Source organism: Kribbella sp. NPDC002412 (assembly GCF_053592935.1).
Window position 1 is genome coordinate 57,844 of sequence record NZ_JBSFBL010000001.1, and the last position, 15,543, is coordinate 73,386.

The 15,543-nt window shown below is 67.1% G+C and carries 16 protein-coding genes, 1 tRNA gene and 2 pseudogenes; 8 read left to right on the forward strand and 11 right to left on the reverse strand.

Annotated features, from left to right (window positions below):
* Positions 1 to 41: 41 nt before the first annotated feature.
* The 3 genes from ACWCOV_RS00280 (at position 42) to ACWCOV_RS00290 (ending at position 1,563) form a co-directional block, all read left to right on the forward strand.
* Positions 42 to 114: transfer RNA gene (locus tag ACWCOV_RS00280), tRNA-Lys, on the forward strand.
* A gap of 222 nt (positions 115 to 336) precedes the next feature.
* Positions 337 to 840, forward strand: a complete 504-nt coding sequence (locus ACWCOV_RS00285; RefSeq protein ID WP_449827016.1) for a tyrosine-type recombinase/integrase — start codon at positions 337 to 339, stop codon at positions 838 to 840.
* Between the two features lie 162 nt (positions 841 to 1,002).
* Positions 1,003 to 1,563 (forward strand): helix-turn-helix domain-containing protein, encoded by a 561-nt coding sequence (locus ACWCOV_RS00290; RefSeq protein WP_449827017.1) that lies wholly within the window; start codon positions 1,003 to 1,005, stop codon positions 1,561 to 1,563.
* 214 nt (positions 1,564 to 1,777) lie between these two features.
* Here ACWCOV_RS00290 and ACWCOV_RS00295 read toward each other — a convergent pair whose 3' ends face one another.
* From ACWCOV_RS00295 to ACWCOV_RS00310, 4 genes and pseudogenes are all read right to left on the reverse strand, one after another.
* On the reverse strand, positions 1,778 to 2,617 hold the full coding sequence (locus tag ACWCOV_RS00295) for a galactose-binding domain-containing protein (RefSeq protein ID WP_449827018.1): 840 nt from the start codon (positions 2,615 to 2,617) through the stop codon (positions 1,778 to 1,780).
* A gap of 121 nt (positions 2,618 to 2,738) precedes the next feature.
* A pseudogene (locus ACWCOV_RS00300) lies at positions 2,739 to 2,942 on the reverse strand (PKD domain-containing protein); the annotation flags it as partial.
* The gene (locus ACWCOV_RS00305; protein ID WP_449827019.1) at positions 2,943 to 5,270 is read right to left on the reverse strand and encodes a PKD domain-containing protein; all 2,328 of its coding nucleotides are present in this window, start codon (positions 5,268 to 5,270) and stop codon (positions 2,943 to 2,945) included.
* Positions 5,271 to 5,410: 140 nt separating this feature from the next.
* On the reverse strand, positions 5,411 to 5,833 hold the full coding sequence (locus ACWCOV_RS00310) for a site-specific integrase (protein WP_449827020.1): 423 nt from the start codon (positions 5,831 to 5,833) through the stop codon (positions 5,411 to 5,413).
* Positions 5,834 to 5,941: 108 nt separating this feature from the next.
* Here ACWCOV_RS00310 and ACWCOV_RS00315 point away from each other — a divergent pair, with 108 nt between their 5' ends.
* Positions 5,942 to 6,259 carry a hypothetical protein gene (locus ACWCOV_RS00315; RefSeq protein ID WP_449827021.1) on the forward strand — a complete coding sequence of 106 codons (318 nt, stop codon included), beginning with the start codon at positions 5,942 to 5,944 and terminating at the stop codon, positions 6,257 to 6,259.
* Between the two features lie 239 nt (positions 6,260 to 6,498).
* Here the strand turns inward: ACWCOV_RS00315 and ACWCOV_RS00320 are convergent, their stop codons facing one another.
* The 4 genes from ACWCOV_RS00320 to ACWCOV_RS00335 all read right to left on the reverse strand — a co-directional run bounded on the left by ACWCOV_RS00320 (position 6,499) and on the right by ACWCOV_RS00335 (position 8,926).
* On the reverse strand, positions 6,499 to 7,317 hold the full coding sequence (locus ACWCOV_RS00320) for a hypothetical protein (protein WP_449827022.1): 819 nt from the start codon (positions 7,315 to 7,317) through the stop codon (positions 6,499 to 6,501).
* Between the two features lie 26 nt (positions 7,318 to 7,343).
* The gene (locus tag ACWCOV_RS00325) at positions 7,344 to 7,475 is read right to left on the reverse strand and encodes a hypothetical protein (protein ID WP_449827023.1); all 132 of its coding nucleotides are present in this window, start codon (positions 7,473 to 7,475) and stop codon (positions 7,344 to 7,346) included.
* A gap of 141 nt (positions 7,476 to 7,616) precedes the next feature.
* Positions 7,617 to 7,877, reverse strand: a complete 261-nt coding sequence (locus tag ACWCOV_RS00330) for a hypothetical protein (RefSeq protein ID WP_449827024.1) — start codon at positions 7,875 to 7,877, stop codon at positions 7,617 to 7,619.
* 293 nt (positions 7,878 to 8,170) lie between these two features.
* Positions 8,171 to 8,926, reverse strand: a complete 756-nt coding sequence (locus ACWCOV_RS00335; RefSeq protein WP_449827025.1) for a class I SAM-dependent methyltransferase — start codon at positions 8,924 to 8,926, stop codon at positions 8,171 to 8,173.
* A gap of 346 nt (positions 8,927 to 9,272) precedes the next feature.
* On the opposite strand from ACWCOV_RS00335, the pseudogene ACWCOV_RS00340 reads away from it, so the two are divergent.
* The 3 genes and pseudogenes from ACWCOV_RS00340 (at position 9,273) to ACWCOV_RS00350 (ending at position 12,017) form a co-directional block, all read left to right on the forward strand.
* Positions 9,273 to 10,452 (forward strand): annotated as a pseudogene (locus tag ACWCOV_RS00340) (IS3 family transposase).
* A complete protein-coding gene (locus ACWCOV_RS00345; protein ID WP_449827026.1) occupies positions 10,449 to 10,919 on the forward strand; it encodes a hypothetical protein in 471 nt (156 codons plus the stop codon). Before ACWCOV_RS00340 ends, ACWCOV_RS00345 begins: the two are co-directional and overlap by 4 nt.
* A 306-nt stretch (positions 10,920 to 11,225) precedes the next feature.
* A complete protein-coding gene (locus ACWCOV_RS00350) occupies positions 11,226 to 12,017 on the forward strand; it encodes a class I SAM-dependent methyltransferase (RefSeq protein ID WP_449827027.1) in 792 nt (263 codons plus the stop codon).
* A 132-nt stretch (positions 12,018 to 12,149) separates the two neighbouring features.
* Here ACWCOV_RS00350 and ACWCOV_RS00355 read toward each other — a convergent pair whose 3' ends face one another.
* The gene (locus ACWCOV_RS00355; RefSeq protein ID WP_449827028.1) at positions 12,150 to 12,365 is read right to left on the reverse strand and encodes a hypothetical protein; all 216 of its coding nucleotides are present in this window, start codon (positions 12,363 to 12,365) and stop codon (positions 12,150 to 12,152) included.
* A gap of 327 nt (positions 12,366 to 12,692) precedes the next feature.
* A complete protein-coding gene (locus tag ACWCOV_RS00360) occupies positions 12,693 to 13,106 on the reverse strand; it encodes a peptidoglycan-binding domain-containing protein (protein WP_449827029.1) in 414 nt (137 codons plus the stop codon).
* Between the two features lie 174 nt (positions 13,107 to 13,280).
* Between ACWCOV_RS00360 and ACWCOV_RS00365 the strand changes: the two genes are divergently transcribed.
* The gene (locus ACWCOV_RS00365) at positions 13,281 to 15,023 is read left to right on the forward strand and encodes a DUF2207 domain-containing protein (RefSeq protein WP_449827030.1); all 1,743 of its coding nucleotides are present in this window, start codon (positions 13,281 to 13,283) and stop codon (positions 15,021 to 15,023) included.
* Here ACWCOV_RS00365 and ACWCOV_RS00370 read toward each other — a convergent pair.
* Positions 14,916 to 15,524: a hypothetical protein gene (locus ACWCOV_RS00370; RefSeq protein ID WP_449827031.1), complete on the reverse strand. Its 609-nt coding sequence runs from the start codon at positions 15,522 to 15,524 to the stop codon at positions 14,916 to 14,918. The two genes, ACWCOV_RS00365 and ACWCOV_RS00370, sit on opposite strands and share 108 nt — an antisense overlap.
* Between the last annotated feature and the right edge of the window lie 19 nt (positions 15,525 to 15,543).

Below are 15,543 nucleotides of genomic sequence, written 5' to 3' on the forward strand. Positions count from 1 at the left end.
ACGATCCTCATCGTTCGACCGCAAGACACAACACAACACAGGCGCCGCTAGCTCAATTGGCAGAGCAGCTGACTCTTAATCAGCGGGTTCGGGGTTCGAGTCCCTGGCGGCGCACATCCACCCAGGTCACAGCGTTGGCCTGGGTTTCTTCATGTCTGGCGCGCACCACTTACGCCCCACTTTGCCGACCACCCGCGTCGGACCGGTCCGTCGAGACGCACTCCCTCCCGTCATCTGATCGTGACTGTGTGTCACATCACACTGCCTCGCATCGTTCTCATGATCGACCACTCCGGGCGTTGAGCCTTCAGCCGTCACACAGGTTGGAGGCTTGAGATGCCGAGACCGCCGTTGCCCCTCGGAACCTGGGGAGAGATCTCCACCTGGGCCGTGAAGCACAACGACAAGGGCCAGGCAGTCAAGCACACGTCCCAGGCCAGGTTCCGCGACCACGACGGCCGTGTCCGCCCAGTGTCCGCCTTCGGCAAGACCAAGACCGCAGCCGAGCGCACGCTCCTCCGCAAGCTTCAGGACCGCGCGAAGACCAACCAGTCCGGCGAGCTCACCGCCCTGCACAAGATCAATCACCTGATCGACCTGTACGAGAGGAAGTTCAAGGACTGGGTCGCGGACGGGAAGCGCTCACCCACCTCGCTCGACAACTACCAGGGCGCCATCAAGAACCACATCCGCCCCGCACTCGGCGAACTCCGCATCGGCGAAGCCACCACCCAACGCATCGACACCGTCATCTCCCAGATCAAGCAACGAGCAGGCGCCCCCAGAGCCAAAACCTGCCGCGCCGTCCTGTCCGGCATGATGAAACTCGCCGTCCGCTAGGGCGCAATCTCCGTCAACCCAGTCCGCGAGATCGAGGCCATCGAGGCGCACCCCAAAGACCCGCCCCGCGCACTCACGAACGAAGAAGTCACCCTCCTCAGACAAAGCCTCGCTGCGGACGAGCGCGCCGTACAGGCCGACCTGCCTGACCTCGTCGCCTTCATGCTCGGCACCGGCGTACGCATCGGCGAAGCCCTCGCCGTCCTCTGGTCCCAAGTCGACCTCGAAGCCGGCACCGTCGAGATCACCAGCACCATCGTCCGAGTCAAAGGCGAAGGCCTCCTCCGCAAACGCACGAAGTCGAGAGCTGGCCAGCGCCTGTTCTACCTACCCAAGTGGGCTGTCACAGTCCTACGGACCAGACACGCCGCCAGGATCCGCCTCGACGACCCGATCTTCGCCGACACCCTCGGCGGCTTCCGCGACCCCTCCAACGTCCGCCGCTGCCTCCGCACCGCCCTCTCCCCAGTCGGCAGCACCGCCCGCCGCGACCTAGGCCTCACCCTCCGAGCCCTCCGCCGCGAAGCCGGCCTGACCCGCAAACAGGTCGCCGACACCCTCACCTGGCCCCAAACCAGGATCGAACTCATCGAAACCGGCCGCATCAAGGCCGACCACCAACTCATCTCCGACCTCGTCAAGGCCTACGACATCACCTCGAGGATTCCCCCACCCTGCTGGCCTTCGACGACCCCGATCTCCTCGCCAAGCACACAAGACTAGAACATAGGTTCCCTCAAGCTCACGCTCTGGTGTATGGCCGTGACCTGGGTGTCTGCGTTGTGGACGCTGTTCTTGACGTTGGGTCAGAGTGGCCGACGAGCTGTCACGAAGAGCCTGTCGGGCGTGCGCCGGCCGACTCCTTGAGTCGTGTCGACATCCGTGAATCCTGCAGTCGTCAGGCGAGCAGTGATCTCGTCCCGTCCCTGGTCGTGCGTCAGTTGGGCTGGGTGCCCGTCACCGTGACCTCCGCCAGGCTGATCACACCGGCGCTGGTGGCCGGCGACTGCACCTTGACGTAGCGGGCCACGGTGTTGGTCGGCAGACTGGTGACCGCCCCCGGCGTCGCCCCGAGGTTCAGCTTGGTCACCGTGGAGTCGGCCATCAGCTGGGCGTAGGTCCGGCCCGACATGCTGGCGGTGGAGAGGAATACCACCGCGTTGTTCAGCTTGTCGGCCGAGGCGTCGGTCCGGTTGTGCACCGTGACGTTGCCGACCCGGGAATTGGTCAGCAGGTCGACCTGCCACCACGGCTGCGAGCTGGACGCCGTCCGGCTCACCGACCCGGCGGCGAAGACGGCGTTGGTGTTCCCGTCCACGGCCCGGGCCGCGGTGCCGACGTCGGTCGACGACTGCGTGGCCGGCCGGTTGGTGGACAGGTTCACGGCGCCGGTGGTGCCGCCGACCTGCACCTCGGCCAGGTTCAGGGTGGTGAAGATGCTCGACAGCTGCACCCGCACGTACCGGCCGGTGGCGTTGCCCGCGTTCAGGGTCAGGCTGTTGGTGGTGGACGAGAACGCCGAGAACGACATCTCCTTCACCGAGTCGTCGGCCTGCAGCGAGGACATCGACCGGCCGTTCATGTCGGTCGAGGAGATGAACACCGAGCCGCTGCCCATCCGGTTCGAGTCGGTCCGGCTCCACACCGTGACCGTGGAGACGGTCGCCGCGGAACCGAGGTCGATCTGCCACCACGGCCGGGTGGAGGTGTTGGTCTGGGTCACCGAGCCGCTCGCGAACACGCCGTTGGTGTTGCCGTCCACCGCCCGGGCCGCCACCGCGGTACCGCTGGTAGCTCGACTGGGTGGCGGTCTTGCCCCGGGCCAGGTTCGGACCGGTGACGGTCACCGTGGTGGTCGACACCGCGCTGTCCACCTTGCCGTCCCGCACGACCAGGCTGAACGTCAGCGTGGTCTTGGTGGACGGGGCGGTGAACGTCGGCTTCTGCACCGTCCGGCTGGACAGCGTCACCGCCGGCCCACCGGTCTGGGTCCACGTGTAGGTCAGCGGGTCGTTGTCGGCGTCGCGGCTGCCGGAGCCGTCCAGCGTCACCGTGGTACCCGTGTTGACCGTCTGCGCCGTACCGGCGTTCGCCACCGGCACCTAGTTGACCGGGGTGGTGGTCACCGTGGTGGTCGCCGCCGCGCTGTTGGCCCGGCCGTCCCGCACCACCAGGCTGAACGTCAGCGTGGACGCCGAGGACGGGGCGGTGAAGGTCGGCTTCGCCGCCGTCGTACTGGACAGCGTCACCGCCGGTCCACCGGTCTGGGTCCACGCGTAGGTGAGGTCGTCGCCGTCGGCGTCGGTGCCGGACCCGTTCAGGGTCACGGTCGTACCAGCCACGACCGACTGCGGCGCACCGGCGTTCGCCACCGGGAGGCGGTTGTTCGACTCCGAGAGCGGCCGCGGGGTGCAGTTGCTCACCGAGACCGTGAAGGGCTCGACGTCGTTGTCCGTCTCGATCATGGCGCCGTCCTCGGAGCCGCTGAGCGAGATGGTGTACGCCTGGCCGGCGTTCACGCGGGTCTCCCGCCACTCGTCCGTACCGCGCTCCCACTCGATGATCAGGACCCGTCCGGTGACCACGCGGACGGTGCACCCGTCGGCCCAGGCACCCATATACGGGTAGAGCGGACCGCCCGACTCCGAGTAGACGGTGCGCGCGTTGTCGCCGGAGCGGCCGTTGCCCTGGTAGGCCGTGCCGACCGGCCAGGTGATCACGCCGCCGTACCAGTCACCGGGGTTCTCGCCGGTGCCGGCGTAGCGCCAGCGGGCGTTGACCCAGGAGACCGGGTCGCAGGTGGTGGGGTCGGTACAGGCGAGCGGCGTCGGCGGGACCGGCGGGCCGGGCACGAAGGCGTACTCGAACGGCGAACCGCTCTGCACGCTGACGATGCTGCTGCCGCTCAGAGTGGTCGGCACGGTGTAGCTCTGGCCGGCCGACAGGTTGGCCAGCGGCGCGTGCGAGTCCCCGACCGGGCCGGAGAACACGGTGGCGCTGCCCGAGGTGACGGTGATCTTCCAGTTCGCCACCTGCGGGGCCGGCGCGTAGACGTCGTGCGAGGCGGTGTAGCCGTAGCGGGCCCGGCTGGGGTTGGTCTCGGCCGGCCAGACGGCGGCGTACCCGCTGTCCGACGGACCCCACGGGCACGGGCTGCTGGTGCAGGTCCAGGTCACCCGGGCCGACTCGCCGTCGCCGGCCGGCGGGGGCGTGACCGGCCCACCCGGGGTGAACGTGTACTCGAACGCGGAGCCGCCCTGCACGCTGACAATGCTGCTGCTGCTCAGGGTGCTGGACACGGTGTAGCTCTCGCCGGCCGACAGCGCGGCCAGCGACGAGTGCGAGTCCCCGACCGGGCCCGCGTACACGGCGGCGCTGCCGGAGGTGACGGTGATCTTCCAGCCGGCCACCTTCGCCGCCGGGGCGTACACGTCGTGGGAGACGGTGTAGCCGTAGCGGGCCCGGGTGGGCTCGGCGGTCGCGGGCCAGACCGCCGCGTTGCTGGTGTAGCTCGCACCCGACGGGCAAGGCGTGCCGGTGCAGTTCCAGGTGGCCAGCACCGAACCGTCGCCGGACGCCGGCGGCGGCGTGGTCGGCTCGCCCGGAGTGAAGGTGACCCGGAACGCGCCATCGTCCTGCACGCTCACGATGCTGCTGTTGCTGAGCGTGCTGGACACGGTGTAGCTCTCGCCTGCCGACAGCGCGGCCAGCGACGAGTGCGAGTCGTCGGCCGGGCCCGCGTAAACCGTGGCGCTGCCGGAGATGACGGTGATCTTCCAGCCGGCCACCTTGGACACCGGAGCGTAGACGTCGGCGGAGACGGTGTAGCCGTAGCGGGCCCGGACCGGCTGGGCCGCGGCCGGCCAGACGCCCGCGTTGCTGGTGTAGCTCTGGCCCGACGGGCAGGGGCTGCTGGTGCAGTTCCAGGTGGCCAGCACCGAGCCGTCACCGGAGGCCGGTGGCGGCGGGTCGGTCGGGGTGCCGGGGGTGATCGTGTACTCGAACGACCCACCGCTCTGCACGCTGACGAGGCTGCTGCTGCTCAGCGTGCTGGGCAGGGTGTAGCTGTCGCCGGTCTGCAGATTGGCCAGCGACGCGTGCGAGTCGTCGGCCGGGCCCGCGTAAACCGTGGCGCTCCCGGACGTGACGGTGATCTTCCAGCCCGCCACCTTGGGCGCCGGGGCGTACACGTCGTGGGAGACGGTATAGCCGTAGCGGGCCCGGACCGGCTCGGCCGCAGCCGGCCAGACCGCCGTGTTGCTGGTGTCCGACGGGCCCCACGGGCACGGGCTGCTGGTGCAGGACCACGTCGCCACAACGGAGGACGCAGGATCACCCTCGGCTGCCAGCGCGGGCGGGGCGGTGAGGCCTAGCATCATGCCGACCGCAGTGGCGAGAACGAAAAATGCGGTCGCGAAACGTCTCGGCATGCCGGCCCCCCGGATCGTGACTCTCCCCTTGCGGAAAACCGTAGCCCAAGTCGCTCTCTGTCAACCGAAAAAGAAGCGAAAAGATGCAACCACGAACCATTTGTTATGGACTTCATCACGCTACGGAAAATCCGCATTACTCATTGATGAGAAACGGGGAGATCGCGGGACTGAAGGGCTCGCGGCGGGTGCAGAGCGTAGTGGTCATCAGAGGGGCGGCCGGCTAGCCAGGTTTGGGTGATGAGGGGTACGCCGCTTTCAGCTTGATCTCCCGACGGCGCTGCGGCCCTCGCCCAGGTGAGCGAGCAGTGGCTGTGCGCCTGTGAGTGTCGGCTGACGTTTCCGGCCCGCTCCGCCGGCGACCGGCCAAGCCACGCGGCGAATCGCCCCAGGTCCTCCAGGCGCACCGCATCCCACGCCACCTCGGACTGCAGCAGGAACGCGAACAGGTCCCGCAGATCGAACGCATACGACCGCACCGTCTGCGGCGACCGGTCCCCCGCACTCAGATGCGCCAGGAACCGATCAACTGGCCCGACAATGGCGTACTGCTCGTCCAGCACCGTCCACGAGACCCTGCCGTCAGCTACATGGAAGACATAGTTACGAAGGCTTAAGGGAACATGTGTTCGATATAGCGCTAATCTGGAGCCCTGCTTGGGCGGTTCACGGTGCGGCCTTCCGATGACGGATCGAACAGATTCGGCGTCTGGGACGGCGCGGTCAACGGGTGGCGGGCAACAGACATCGACGACGAGACGGAGGCACACCGGATAGCCAGCGACCTCGACGTCCAGTACGACGCGCACGGCCCCCGGCCCGCCGACGCCATCCGGAAGGTGGACCCGCCGCAGCCGGTGCAGCGCGCCCAGTGGGCCAACGGCGAGCTCGACATCTGGATCCGCGACAACCGCGAGTGGCTGGGCCGCGTCCGCGACAAGTCCGGCCGGGTCGCCTGGATCCCAGGCACCGACCTCCGCCCCACATAGAGCACAGATCTCACCGCAGCAGACATTCGTTCGACAGGGCCGATGATCGCTGAACTCCGGGCTTCGACGCGCCACCTAGGCTGTCCGTGCCAGTCCCCGGATCACCACTGTGCCTGACGCAGTCCGCGGGGCGAACTCGGAGCTGGTACCGCCGGGTGTTGGAGTGACGGGAGTAGCTGGTCGTAGGCTCGAAAAGCCTTGATCCCGGCGAGCGGAGGATGTCCAAGGGGTGTCCGCGCTCAAAGCTGTCGGCACTCTTGGCCGTCGAGCAAAGCGAGCACGTGTGCAGGATTCTCGATCGCGTCGATGAGGCCGCTCGTCCGACGTGCCCACCGCGTAGGGTCCGCACCGTCGACGAACGCCGCAGCCGATGTGAATTGCCACTGAAGATTGATCGGCAGCCGGGTGGCGAGACCCTCTGCAAGTTCCCGGCCGGCCAGGGCCTGCGGTGATGGCTGGAACCGTTGGAACCGGCTGAGTGCGTCGGCAGGTGGGGCGGCTCCTTCCGTCGCGTCGCTGAGAGCGACGACTGAATCACGGACCCAGCCGATGTCGCAGGCGTCAGGCGCTGGGATGGGGATTCGCTGAACGCTGGCGATCGCGTCTCGTCCCAGTGCCAGCGAGAGTCCCCCGGGGTCTTCGTGGTACTTGAGGTAGCGGGCGGCGTCGACCTCCGGAGGGCAGACCTCGTGCAGCATCACGTCGCCGACGAAGTCGCTGGGATCGATGACCCAGCCTTCTCTCACGGCGGTCGTCGGCTGGAGGCGGACGCGGTAGAGGTAGAACTGACTGCCGTGATCGGTTTGGTCATTGATGCGCCGCAGCATGTTGTGGATCGCGGCCTCGTACGTGCCGACGTGGGGAGCCTTCGCTCGCTGACGCTCGGCCCAGGCGGCGACCCGTCGGTCTCCGCCCATCATCAGACGGGTATCGGCGGTCAGCCTGGCCGCCGGGTCGACGTTTTGCGTCGGCCAGTCCGGCTGCGTGCTGGTGTGGTACCAGAACAGCCGCGTGACGCGGTCGTCGTCCAGCGCGGGGTCGGCGGGATCGACTGTCACCCGCGGAGCGTCCTCGTTCTCGCAGGTCATGCCGCAGCCGGGGCACTTTCCTGTCCCTGCTCCCATCGGTCGATCCAGTCCAGATCGACGAGGAATCGTTGACCGCAGCCCCCGCACAGCATGTGCCGGTCGCGCGAGAAGTCGATCGGCCGTTCCATGGTTTCATTCTCCGATGCGGTGGGCGAGCTCGACTCGCTTCTGGCGCATGTCCACCACGTCCGCGCAGGTGCTCAGGGCTGTAGATGCAACTCCCGACGTTAACTGGTAACGGCGGATGTTGGAGTGCCGGGAGTAGCTGGTCAGCCTGTCCAGCCGAACCGTTCCAGTACGGAGTCGATTTGGCTGTCTGTGGCTTGCCAAGACCAGCCGCGAACCTCGATCAGTTTGATCAGTCCAAGGAGTTCGAGCGGGTCGGCAGCGACGTATCGTCCTGTCGGGACGCCGCCGGCAGAAGGTCCTCGCCTATTTGTTCGACCTGAAAAGCCGGCGGCCTGAAGGGCCAGGATTGAGGGCACGACGATGTTTCCGGCTGCGGCAATGAACTGCTCTTGTGCGGTCATGATCGAACGCTAGCGAGGAATCGGCAGCATCCGTCAGCGGCGAGTGGCAACGTAGGCGGCGTAGGTGGTCGCGGCGCCTTTCGCGTGACTCCGTTGAATAACTGGCGAAGCGACATGTCGAGGTGCGACGAGTTGCAGTCTCGTGCACCCGTCCGAGGCCAGTTAGAGGGTTGTCTGCCGATGTTGACCTGACCGTCCAGACTGCACACGGAAGCGCACTCACATGCCGATGAGAGAGCGCAAGCCTCCTGTGAGCAACCGCGCGGTCCGGCCAGGGACTGTGAGCCCGTTGTCTATACCTTGCTCGCCACCACCATGTAGTTCTCGGCCTCAGGGTTGTACGTGCTCCTTTCCGTCCGGAGTCCGACCTGGTGCAACTCGGCTGCGAGTTCGTCGTATCGGTAGGGCCAGCACGACAGCAGTTCCGAGCGGACAAGAACCGACCTACCCGCATCAACTTGCGCGACCGCAATCTCGATGTGGTGCTCCTCCTCCCAATGTGACGCAATCTCCCAGCGGTAGACCACGACGGCATTGCGCCCGTTCCGGCGGACAAGACGGTCACTGATGTCCAGCCGGGAACCTCTGGCCCTCACGAGTTCCCAGGTGCGGGAGGTGAGTACCAAGCGCCCGCCACGGCGCAGAAGCCGTGACATCGACTCCAGAGCAGCAAACCTGCCTCTCGCGCCCACGGCATGGTGCAGCGAGTTGCCAACGCAGAACACCATGTCGAAGGTGTCGTCATCGAAATGGTCGGGCAACTCTTGCCAGTCCGCCCGCACTGTCCGGACAGGTGCCCCGAACTCCTCAGACAACTCCGCAGTCCGACGAACCATCGCTTCGCTGGCGTCAGTTGCGACCACCTGCATGCCACGACCGGCGAGGCCGACCGCCAACTGTCCGGTTCCGCACGAACAATCGAGGACGTGAGCGTTCGACGGCAGGAGACCGAGGACGTCGTCGAACGACGCAGCGAACTCGGCCGGGGCCAGCTTTGCATCCGAGATGAGCCACTCGTACACCTCGGCAAGCGCGTTATAGCTCGTCACAACTGCTACCTCCGACACGGGGCCGACTCACGGTCGGATATCAGTACATCAGCGGAGAAAGTCGGTTCACCAATGGTTTTGCAAGGGCAACCCGCCCAGTCATGCCGCTCTGCGTGCGTGCGTGCGGCGCCGCACGCTACTGCCGCAACTCGCGAATCGCGTCGTCCGGCGTGCGAGCATCTGCGCGAGCGGTTGAACTTCCATGACATGTACGGGGAGCTCGCGCTGTACGCGCACCACCCCAGCCTGACATACGCGAAGCGGCGCAGGACCACATCGCTCGCCTGCTTTCCGGGGGTCTGCTGCACGGATAGGCGACATCTGAGGTGGCTTGCCGAGAGGTGGCCTGAGAGGACGTTGCTGTGGCAAAGCCCTACCCTCGCAGTTCCGAGACGATGTCGTTCGCGTGGCTCGCGATCGGGGACCCGGAGTGACGGTTGAGCAGATCGCGAAGGACTTCGGGGTCCATCCGATGACGTTGTTCAAGTGGCTGCGCCAGGCCGAGGTCGACGAGGGCGCCAAGCCCGGTGTATCTCGTGGTGAGTCGGCCGAACTTCGCGAGGCCCGTCGGCGGATCAAACTGCTGGAACAGGAGAACGAGGTACTGCGCCGCGCGGCCGCGTACCTGTCGCAGGCGCATCTTCCGGGACAAGGCTCTACCCGCTCGTGAAAGGGCTGGCCGCCGACGGGATCCCTGTCGCGGTGACGTGTCGGGTACTGAACCTCGCTCGCCAGCCGTACCACCGCTGGCTGGCCCAGCCGGTCACTCCTGCCGAGCTCGAGCAGGCCTACCGCGCCAACGCCTTGTTCGACGCCCACCGCGACGACCCGGAGTTCGGCTACCGGTTCCTGGTCGACGAGGCTCGTGACGCCGGCCAACCGATGGCGGACCGGACCGCGTGGCGGATCTGTTCGTCCATGGGTTGGTGGAGCGCGTTCGGCAAGAGACGCAGCAAGAACGGCAAGAAGCCCGGCCCGCCGGTCCACGACGACCTCGTGCGCCGCAACTTCACCGCCCAGGCGCCGAACCAGCTATGGCTGGCCGACATCACCGAGCACCGCACAACCGAGGGCAAGCTGTACCTGTGCGCGGTCAAGGACGTCTACTCCAACCGGATCGTGGGCTACTCCATCGACTCCCGGATGAATCCCGCCTCGCCGTGGCCGCGCTCAACAACGCCGTCGCCCGCCGTGATGAGGTCGCCGGCTGCATTCTGCACACCGACCGCGGATCGCAATTTCGGTCCAGGAAGTTCGTGCGCGCACTCGGACGCCACGGGCTGGTCGGTTCCATGGGGTGGGTAGGCGCCGCGGGTGACAACGCCACCATGGAAAGCTTCTTCGCACTGCTGCAGAAGAACGTTCTCGACCGGCGGACCTGGTCCACCCGCGAAGAACTCCGGATCGCGATCGTGACCTGGATCGAACGCACCTACCACCGACGTAGAAGGCAAGCCACGCTCAGCCGGTTGACCCCCATCGAATACGAAACAATCATGACCACACCGGCCAGTCAGGCCGCGTGACCGAAACCGTCACCTACTCGTGCAGCAGTCCCCTCCCCTTGACGCCACACCTGCCGGCGTTCGAAGCTGCTCACTCGCTAGGACTGCACATCACAGCCCATGCTGGTGAGGCGGCTGGCCCCGACAGCGTCCGCGAGGTTCTGGATCGCCTCGGGCCTCAACGGATCGGACACGGCGTCGCTGCAGCCACCGCCATCGCACTCATCTCGCGCCTGGCCCATGACGGTGTGGCGTTGGAGATGTGTCCAACTTCCAATCATCAGACCCGCGCAGTTAGGCCGGGCGAGCCCCATCCAGCAGCCTCGCTGCTTGAGGAGGGCGTAGCCGTAACCATCAGCACGGACAACCGGACGATGTCAGCCACAACACTCACCAACGAGTACGCCCGACTGACCAACGAGTTGCGGCTATCACCTGTCCAGCTGGCACGACTGCGGGCCAACGCGTGGTGGCGCCGGTTCCGATAGGCGCGCTAGGGAGTCCGGTCAGGCCTGCATTGTCTCTGTAAGGACTGTTCAGAGATTAGTACCGGAGTCTCTGCGTACTGAGTTCGGGCGTATTCGGTCCTGATCCGGGCGCCCGCACGTCGCCCGTTGACCGGGCAGGGGAGCCGTGCGGGTGTTGCGGGCACCTCGTCGCTCCGCGCGCAAGAATCGCTCAGTGCCGGCCCGGTGGTGGAACGGTCAGCGGTCAGCTTCCAGAACGGCCGACAGGCGTTATGCCGGTGGCAGAAGCCCTGTCGGATCATCGACGTGAGGAGGCACTCTGAGACGATGGATCTGGGGTTTGGCGGCGAGGTTGCTGATCTGTATCACCGATACCGCCGCGGTTATCCGTCAGGGTTGATCGGCGCGTGCGTCGATGCGTTCTCGTTAAAGGGCGACGATCTCGTGATCGATCTCGGTTGTGGCACGGGGCAACTGGCGACACCGATCGCCCCGCATGTTCGGGCCGTGATAGGGGTCGATCCCGAACCAGACATGCTGGCCCGCGCCCGCTCAGCCGCCCAGGACCAGGGTGTCACGAATGTGGCGTGGATGGTCGGCAGCGACTCCGACCTTCCGCTGCTGCGATCGCTGTTGGCTGAACAGTCGGTTGGTGCTGTGACGATCGGACAAGCACTGCACTGGATGGACCATGAGGCGCTGTTTGCCGCGGTCGGTCCGCTCCTGCGTCCTGGAGGTGGTGTCATGGTCGTGGCCAACGGGATCCCGCTGTGGCTGCAGGACTCGGACTGGTCACGGGCGTTACGCGAATGGCTGTCCGACTGGTTTGGCGCGCGTCCAGCCAACAGCTGCGGCACCGACAAGGCAACGCAACAGCGCTATCGCCAGAGCCTGACGGCCAATGGCTTCGAGGTCAGCAAGGTCGAGCTCGACTATGCCGACGAGCTCGACTTCGATCACCTACTCGGCGGGGTCTACAGCGCGCTACCGGTCGACCGCCTTCCCTCGCCCAAGGAGCGTCCACAGATCGCAGCGGAGCTCCGGGAACTGCTTCATCCCTATCGGCCGTACATCGAGCAGGTCCCGGTGCGAGCCCTCCTCGGCACGAAGGTCGCGTGAGCAACCAACCAGCCATCTCCTCCCATGGGTATCTCGTCGGCTCCGCCAACTGGACATCTCCGCACCAGGTGCCCGGTGATCGATCCCTGTCCGGGCACCCGTGACTAGCTGCATCGGATGATCGATGATTCATCAGCTGCGCCCATCCGGCGTCTTCGCAGCAGGGGGAGCGTCAAGGGTCAGCGTCTCAAGCCAAGTCTCGACCGAGCCGGATTGCACTTGCCCGAGGTACGTCGAGAGGAACTCACCGCATCTCAACTCGGCGATAACGCCTTCCGTCGACAGGTTGCGCCCTCGAGCAGCGGCCAGGTCGCGTGCCAGCTCATTTGAAGGGTCCTCGACGCTCATCGAGAGTCATCGAGCGGTGCGTGACCTCAAACGAGACTGGCAGGTCTGCCACCACCGCTCGGCGAGCTGGTAACGCCCGCCGAGCGCGGCGTGATCTGCAGACGTCAGGCAGTGTCAAGAGCCTCGCTCGCGCACGCCAACGCCAGACGGCGTACTCGGTGATCGGCGGGTTCATGGAATGGACCTCGACAGCGCTCTTCTGCGGGATATCGCGAAGCGAGCTCGAATAGGCTAGTCCAGTGATCGACGACGGTCCGGTCTTCGCGTGCCGCACCGCGGTACCGGGCAGGCAGGACCCACCGGCCCGGCAGCGGGTACGCGGCTTCGTCAGCAGGCGTAGGACTTGGCCCAGCGGTAGGCGTCCCTGGCCTTGGTGTCGTGGCCCCAGAACGCGCCGTAGTAGCAGAGGATCGTCCAGGTCTGGGCGCCGACCCAGCCGTCGACCTTGGTGTTCGGGTGGTTCGCGGCGCGGGCGGCGCGCTGGATCTTCATGATGGCGTTCATCGTCTGGTCGCCGTAGATGCTGTCGATGGCGATCGGGCCGGCCTCGCGGCGGGCGGAGTTGCTGATGGACAACACGTTGGCGAGGCCCTGGATCGCCTTCACGCAGGAGCCGGTGCCGCCCGGGCCGTAAATGTTCTGCCTGCAGGGGGCGGTGGCCGCCGAAGCCGGCCCGGCGACGACGGAACCGCCGAACAGGACCGTGACCGCGACCAGGATGCCGACGAGCTCTTTGCGCACGGAAATTCCTCTCAGGGGGACGTTCGAGATCAATGGTCGAGCCTAGGAACCGCCACCGCTGCCGCTCTGCCCGTACCGCGCCCGTACCGATGCTCTGGGGTGATGCACCCCTGGGACTGGAAGGATGGTGGACCGTCCGTGCCGGGCACCGGGGGGAGAAGAGGACGTACGACGATGGCGGGTTCGGTCGCAAGGCGCAGGAAGAAGGACGCCCTCTGGCTGGTCGCGGGTGTCCTGCTGATCGGCCTGGCCGGGCTGGTGGTCGGGCTCCTCGCACAAACAGGCGAGCAGGTCGCGCGGATGTGGGTCGGGGCCGAGGTGCGCCCGGACGGAAGCGCGCGGATCACCGAGGTCATCGACTACGACTTCGCCGGCAAGGACAAGCACGGAATCTACCGGACCGTGCCATTGGACAAGCCTGGCGATCTGCGGGACGTCTCGATCACGATGGACGGTGCGGAGGTACCGTTCCGGCTCAACGGGTCCCTCGTGACCGAGATGGTGATCGGCGACCCGGCGTCGACGGTGACGGGGACACGTCGGTACCGGATCGAGTACACCCTGCGGACGCTGGGAAACCTCGAGCGGCTGGCATGGGACGCCGTGGGCACCGAGTGGGAGGTGCCGATCAGGCGGGTTGAGGTGCATGTCGCCACGCCGTACGCGTTGCGGTCAGTGCAGTGCAACGCGGGTTCCTACGGTTCGGGAGATTCCTGCGCAACGACGCAACAGCCCCGGCCAGGGCAGTTGGATGCCGGCCACGGCGGCCTGGACAAGGGACAGGGCTTGACCGTATACGGCACGTTCACGGAGGCCAGCGGTGGCGGTGCGACACTGCCCGAGCCGCCGACCGGACCGGTGCCCGCCGAGCCCGAGGGGCACCTCGTACAGGGCTGGTTGTGGATCACGGGGATCGCCCTGCTGGCCGCCCTGGTGATCGCAGAACTCATCCGGCTCGCGGGACGTCAGCGTGTCCGGGGCGGCCGCCGGATGGACCTGGGCAAGCTGGCCCGGACTGTTCGGCCCTCCTCCGTCCCGCCGGCGGAGCTCGGCCCGGCCCAAGGCGGCATCCTCCTGACCGGACAGGTTCGCAAGAACCATCTGGTCGCTTGGCTGCTCGGCGCCGCACTGGACGGCCACCTGCGCATCACCGGGGCGACCCAACCGGTACTGCGTAGAGCCGTCGAGGAGCCCGGTAACGCCGACGAACTGACCAAGCGAGTCGTAGGCACCCTGTTCGCCAGGAATCCGGACGTCTCGCTGCGCAAGTACAGCAAGAATTTCGCCGAGGCCTGGCGCGAGTTGGAGACTGGGCTGAACGATTGGCGGCTGTCCGATGACATGGAGCTGTGGGTGCCAGGTGCGGAGCGAGCGCGCCGCGTGACCCTGATCGCCGGTGTGCTGGCCACTGTCGCCGGTGTGATCGTCTTGATCCTCACGGCCGACGGCGCGCTGGACTCGGGCACGACCTGGCGCACGCCGACCGCCGTCGGCGCGGCACTGGCTGGTGGCGGTCTCGCGGCCGCACTGCGGCCCTGGGAGCTGAGGGCCCGTACGGCGCGCGGCTCGGAGCTGTGGTGCCAGGTCGAGGCGTACCGCCTCTATCTTGCCGGCCTTGAGGGGTGGGACGGCCGCGACGAGGACCTGCTCACCGCCTGGGCCGCCGGACTCGGCGAAACCACCTCCTGGACGATCGAAGCCGAGCGCGCGACGAAGCCGGGCGGTTCGGCCCGTCAGACCCAGCCCGAGTACGACCACGTCCGCTGGCAGTTGGGCCTGTACCTGCCGATGGCCACCGACAGCGCCAGGTCAGCCTCCGGCGGTTCCGGGGGGTCGTCCTCCAGCAGCAGCTACAGCGGAAGCTCCAGCAGCGGCGTCGGCGGCGGCTCCGGCGGCGGAGGCGGCGGCTCCTGGTGACGTAGGGCTTCCGCGCACGTCCGAGCAGTCCAGCCGTAGTTCGTGATCGGGTCTGTTGGAGTGCTTGTCGGCTGTGGTGGTGGTCGCGGGCGCGGACTTGGTGGCGGCGTCGCTCGAGGCCTCTAGGTTGGCCGGTTCCAGCAGGCCGTCATCGGCGCGCTCGGCAAGCCCGCGGATCGCTCTGGCCTTCGGGGAGGACAGGCCGACACCGCGCATGGTCCGCTCACCGGTCGCGACGACACGTTCGGCGGTGACGGAGCCGCCCAGTTGCGCGACGAGCCGGTGGTAGATCGCGACGGCCGACCCCCTGCTGAGCTGCCGCGAGACGACGGCGAAGGAGAACCATTCGAGCGGACTGCGGACCTCGACGGGGACGTGCGGCTCGTACGCATCGATCGGCCCTGTCGACTGCACCCACGGGGCGAGTGAGTCGCCGAGCGAGCCCAAGTACCTGAACGCGACGCGCTGTTCGCCGGTCGCCCGCGTCCCCGTCCTAGTCATGGTCACCCTCGCAATCTTG

Bases quoted from the DNA above. Each gene is read 5' to 3' on its own strand.
- ACWCOV_RS00285 (WP_449827016.1), top strand. From the start codon at position 337: ATGCCGAGACCGCCGTTGCCCCTCGGAACCTGGGGAGAGATCTCCACC.
- ACWCOV_RS00290 (WP_449827017.1), top strand. From the start codon at position 1,003: ATGCTCGGCACCGGCGTACGCATCGGCGAAGCCCTCGCCGTCCTCTGG.
- ACWCOV_RS00305 (WP_449827019.1), bottom strand. From the start codon at position 5,270: ATGCCGAGACGTTTCGCGACCGCATTTTTCGTTCTCGCCACTGCGGTC.
- ACWCOV_RS00325 (WP_449827023.1), bottom strand. From the start codon at position 7,475: ATGGAACGGCCGATCGACTTCTCGCGCGACCGGCACATGCTGTGCGGG.
- ACWCOV_RS00330 (WP_449827024.1), bottom strand. From the start codon at position 7,877: ATGACCGCACAAGAGCAGTTCATTGCCGCAGCCGGAAACATCGTCGTG.
- ACWCOV_RS00350 (WP_449827027.1), top strand. From the start codon at position 11,226: ATGGATCTGGGGTTTGGCGGCGAGGTTGCTGATCTGTATCACCGATAC.
- ACWCOV_RS00355 (WP_449827028.1), bottom strand. From the start codon at position 12,365: ATGAGCGTCGAGGACCCTTCAAATGAGCTGGCACGCGACCTGGCCGCT.
- ACWCOV_RS00365 (WP_449827030.1), top strand. From the start codon at position 13,281: ATGGCGGGTTCGGTCGCAAGGCGCAGGAAGAAGGACGCCCTCTGGCTG.
- ACWCOV_RS00370 (WP_449827031.1), bottom strand. From the start codon at position 15,524: ATGACTAGGACGGGGACGCGGGCGACCGGCGAACAGCGCGTCGCGTTC.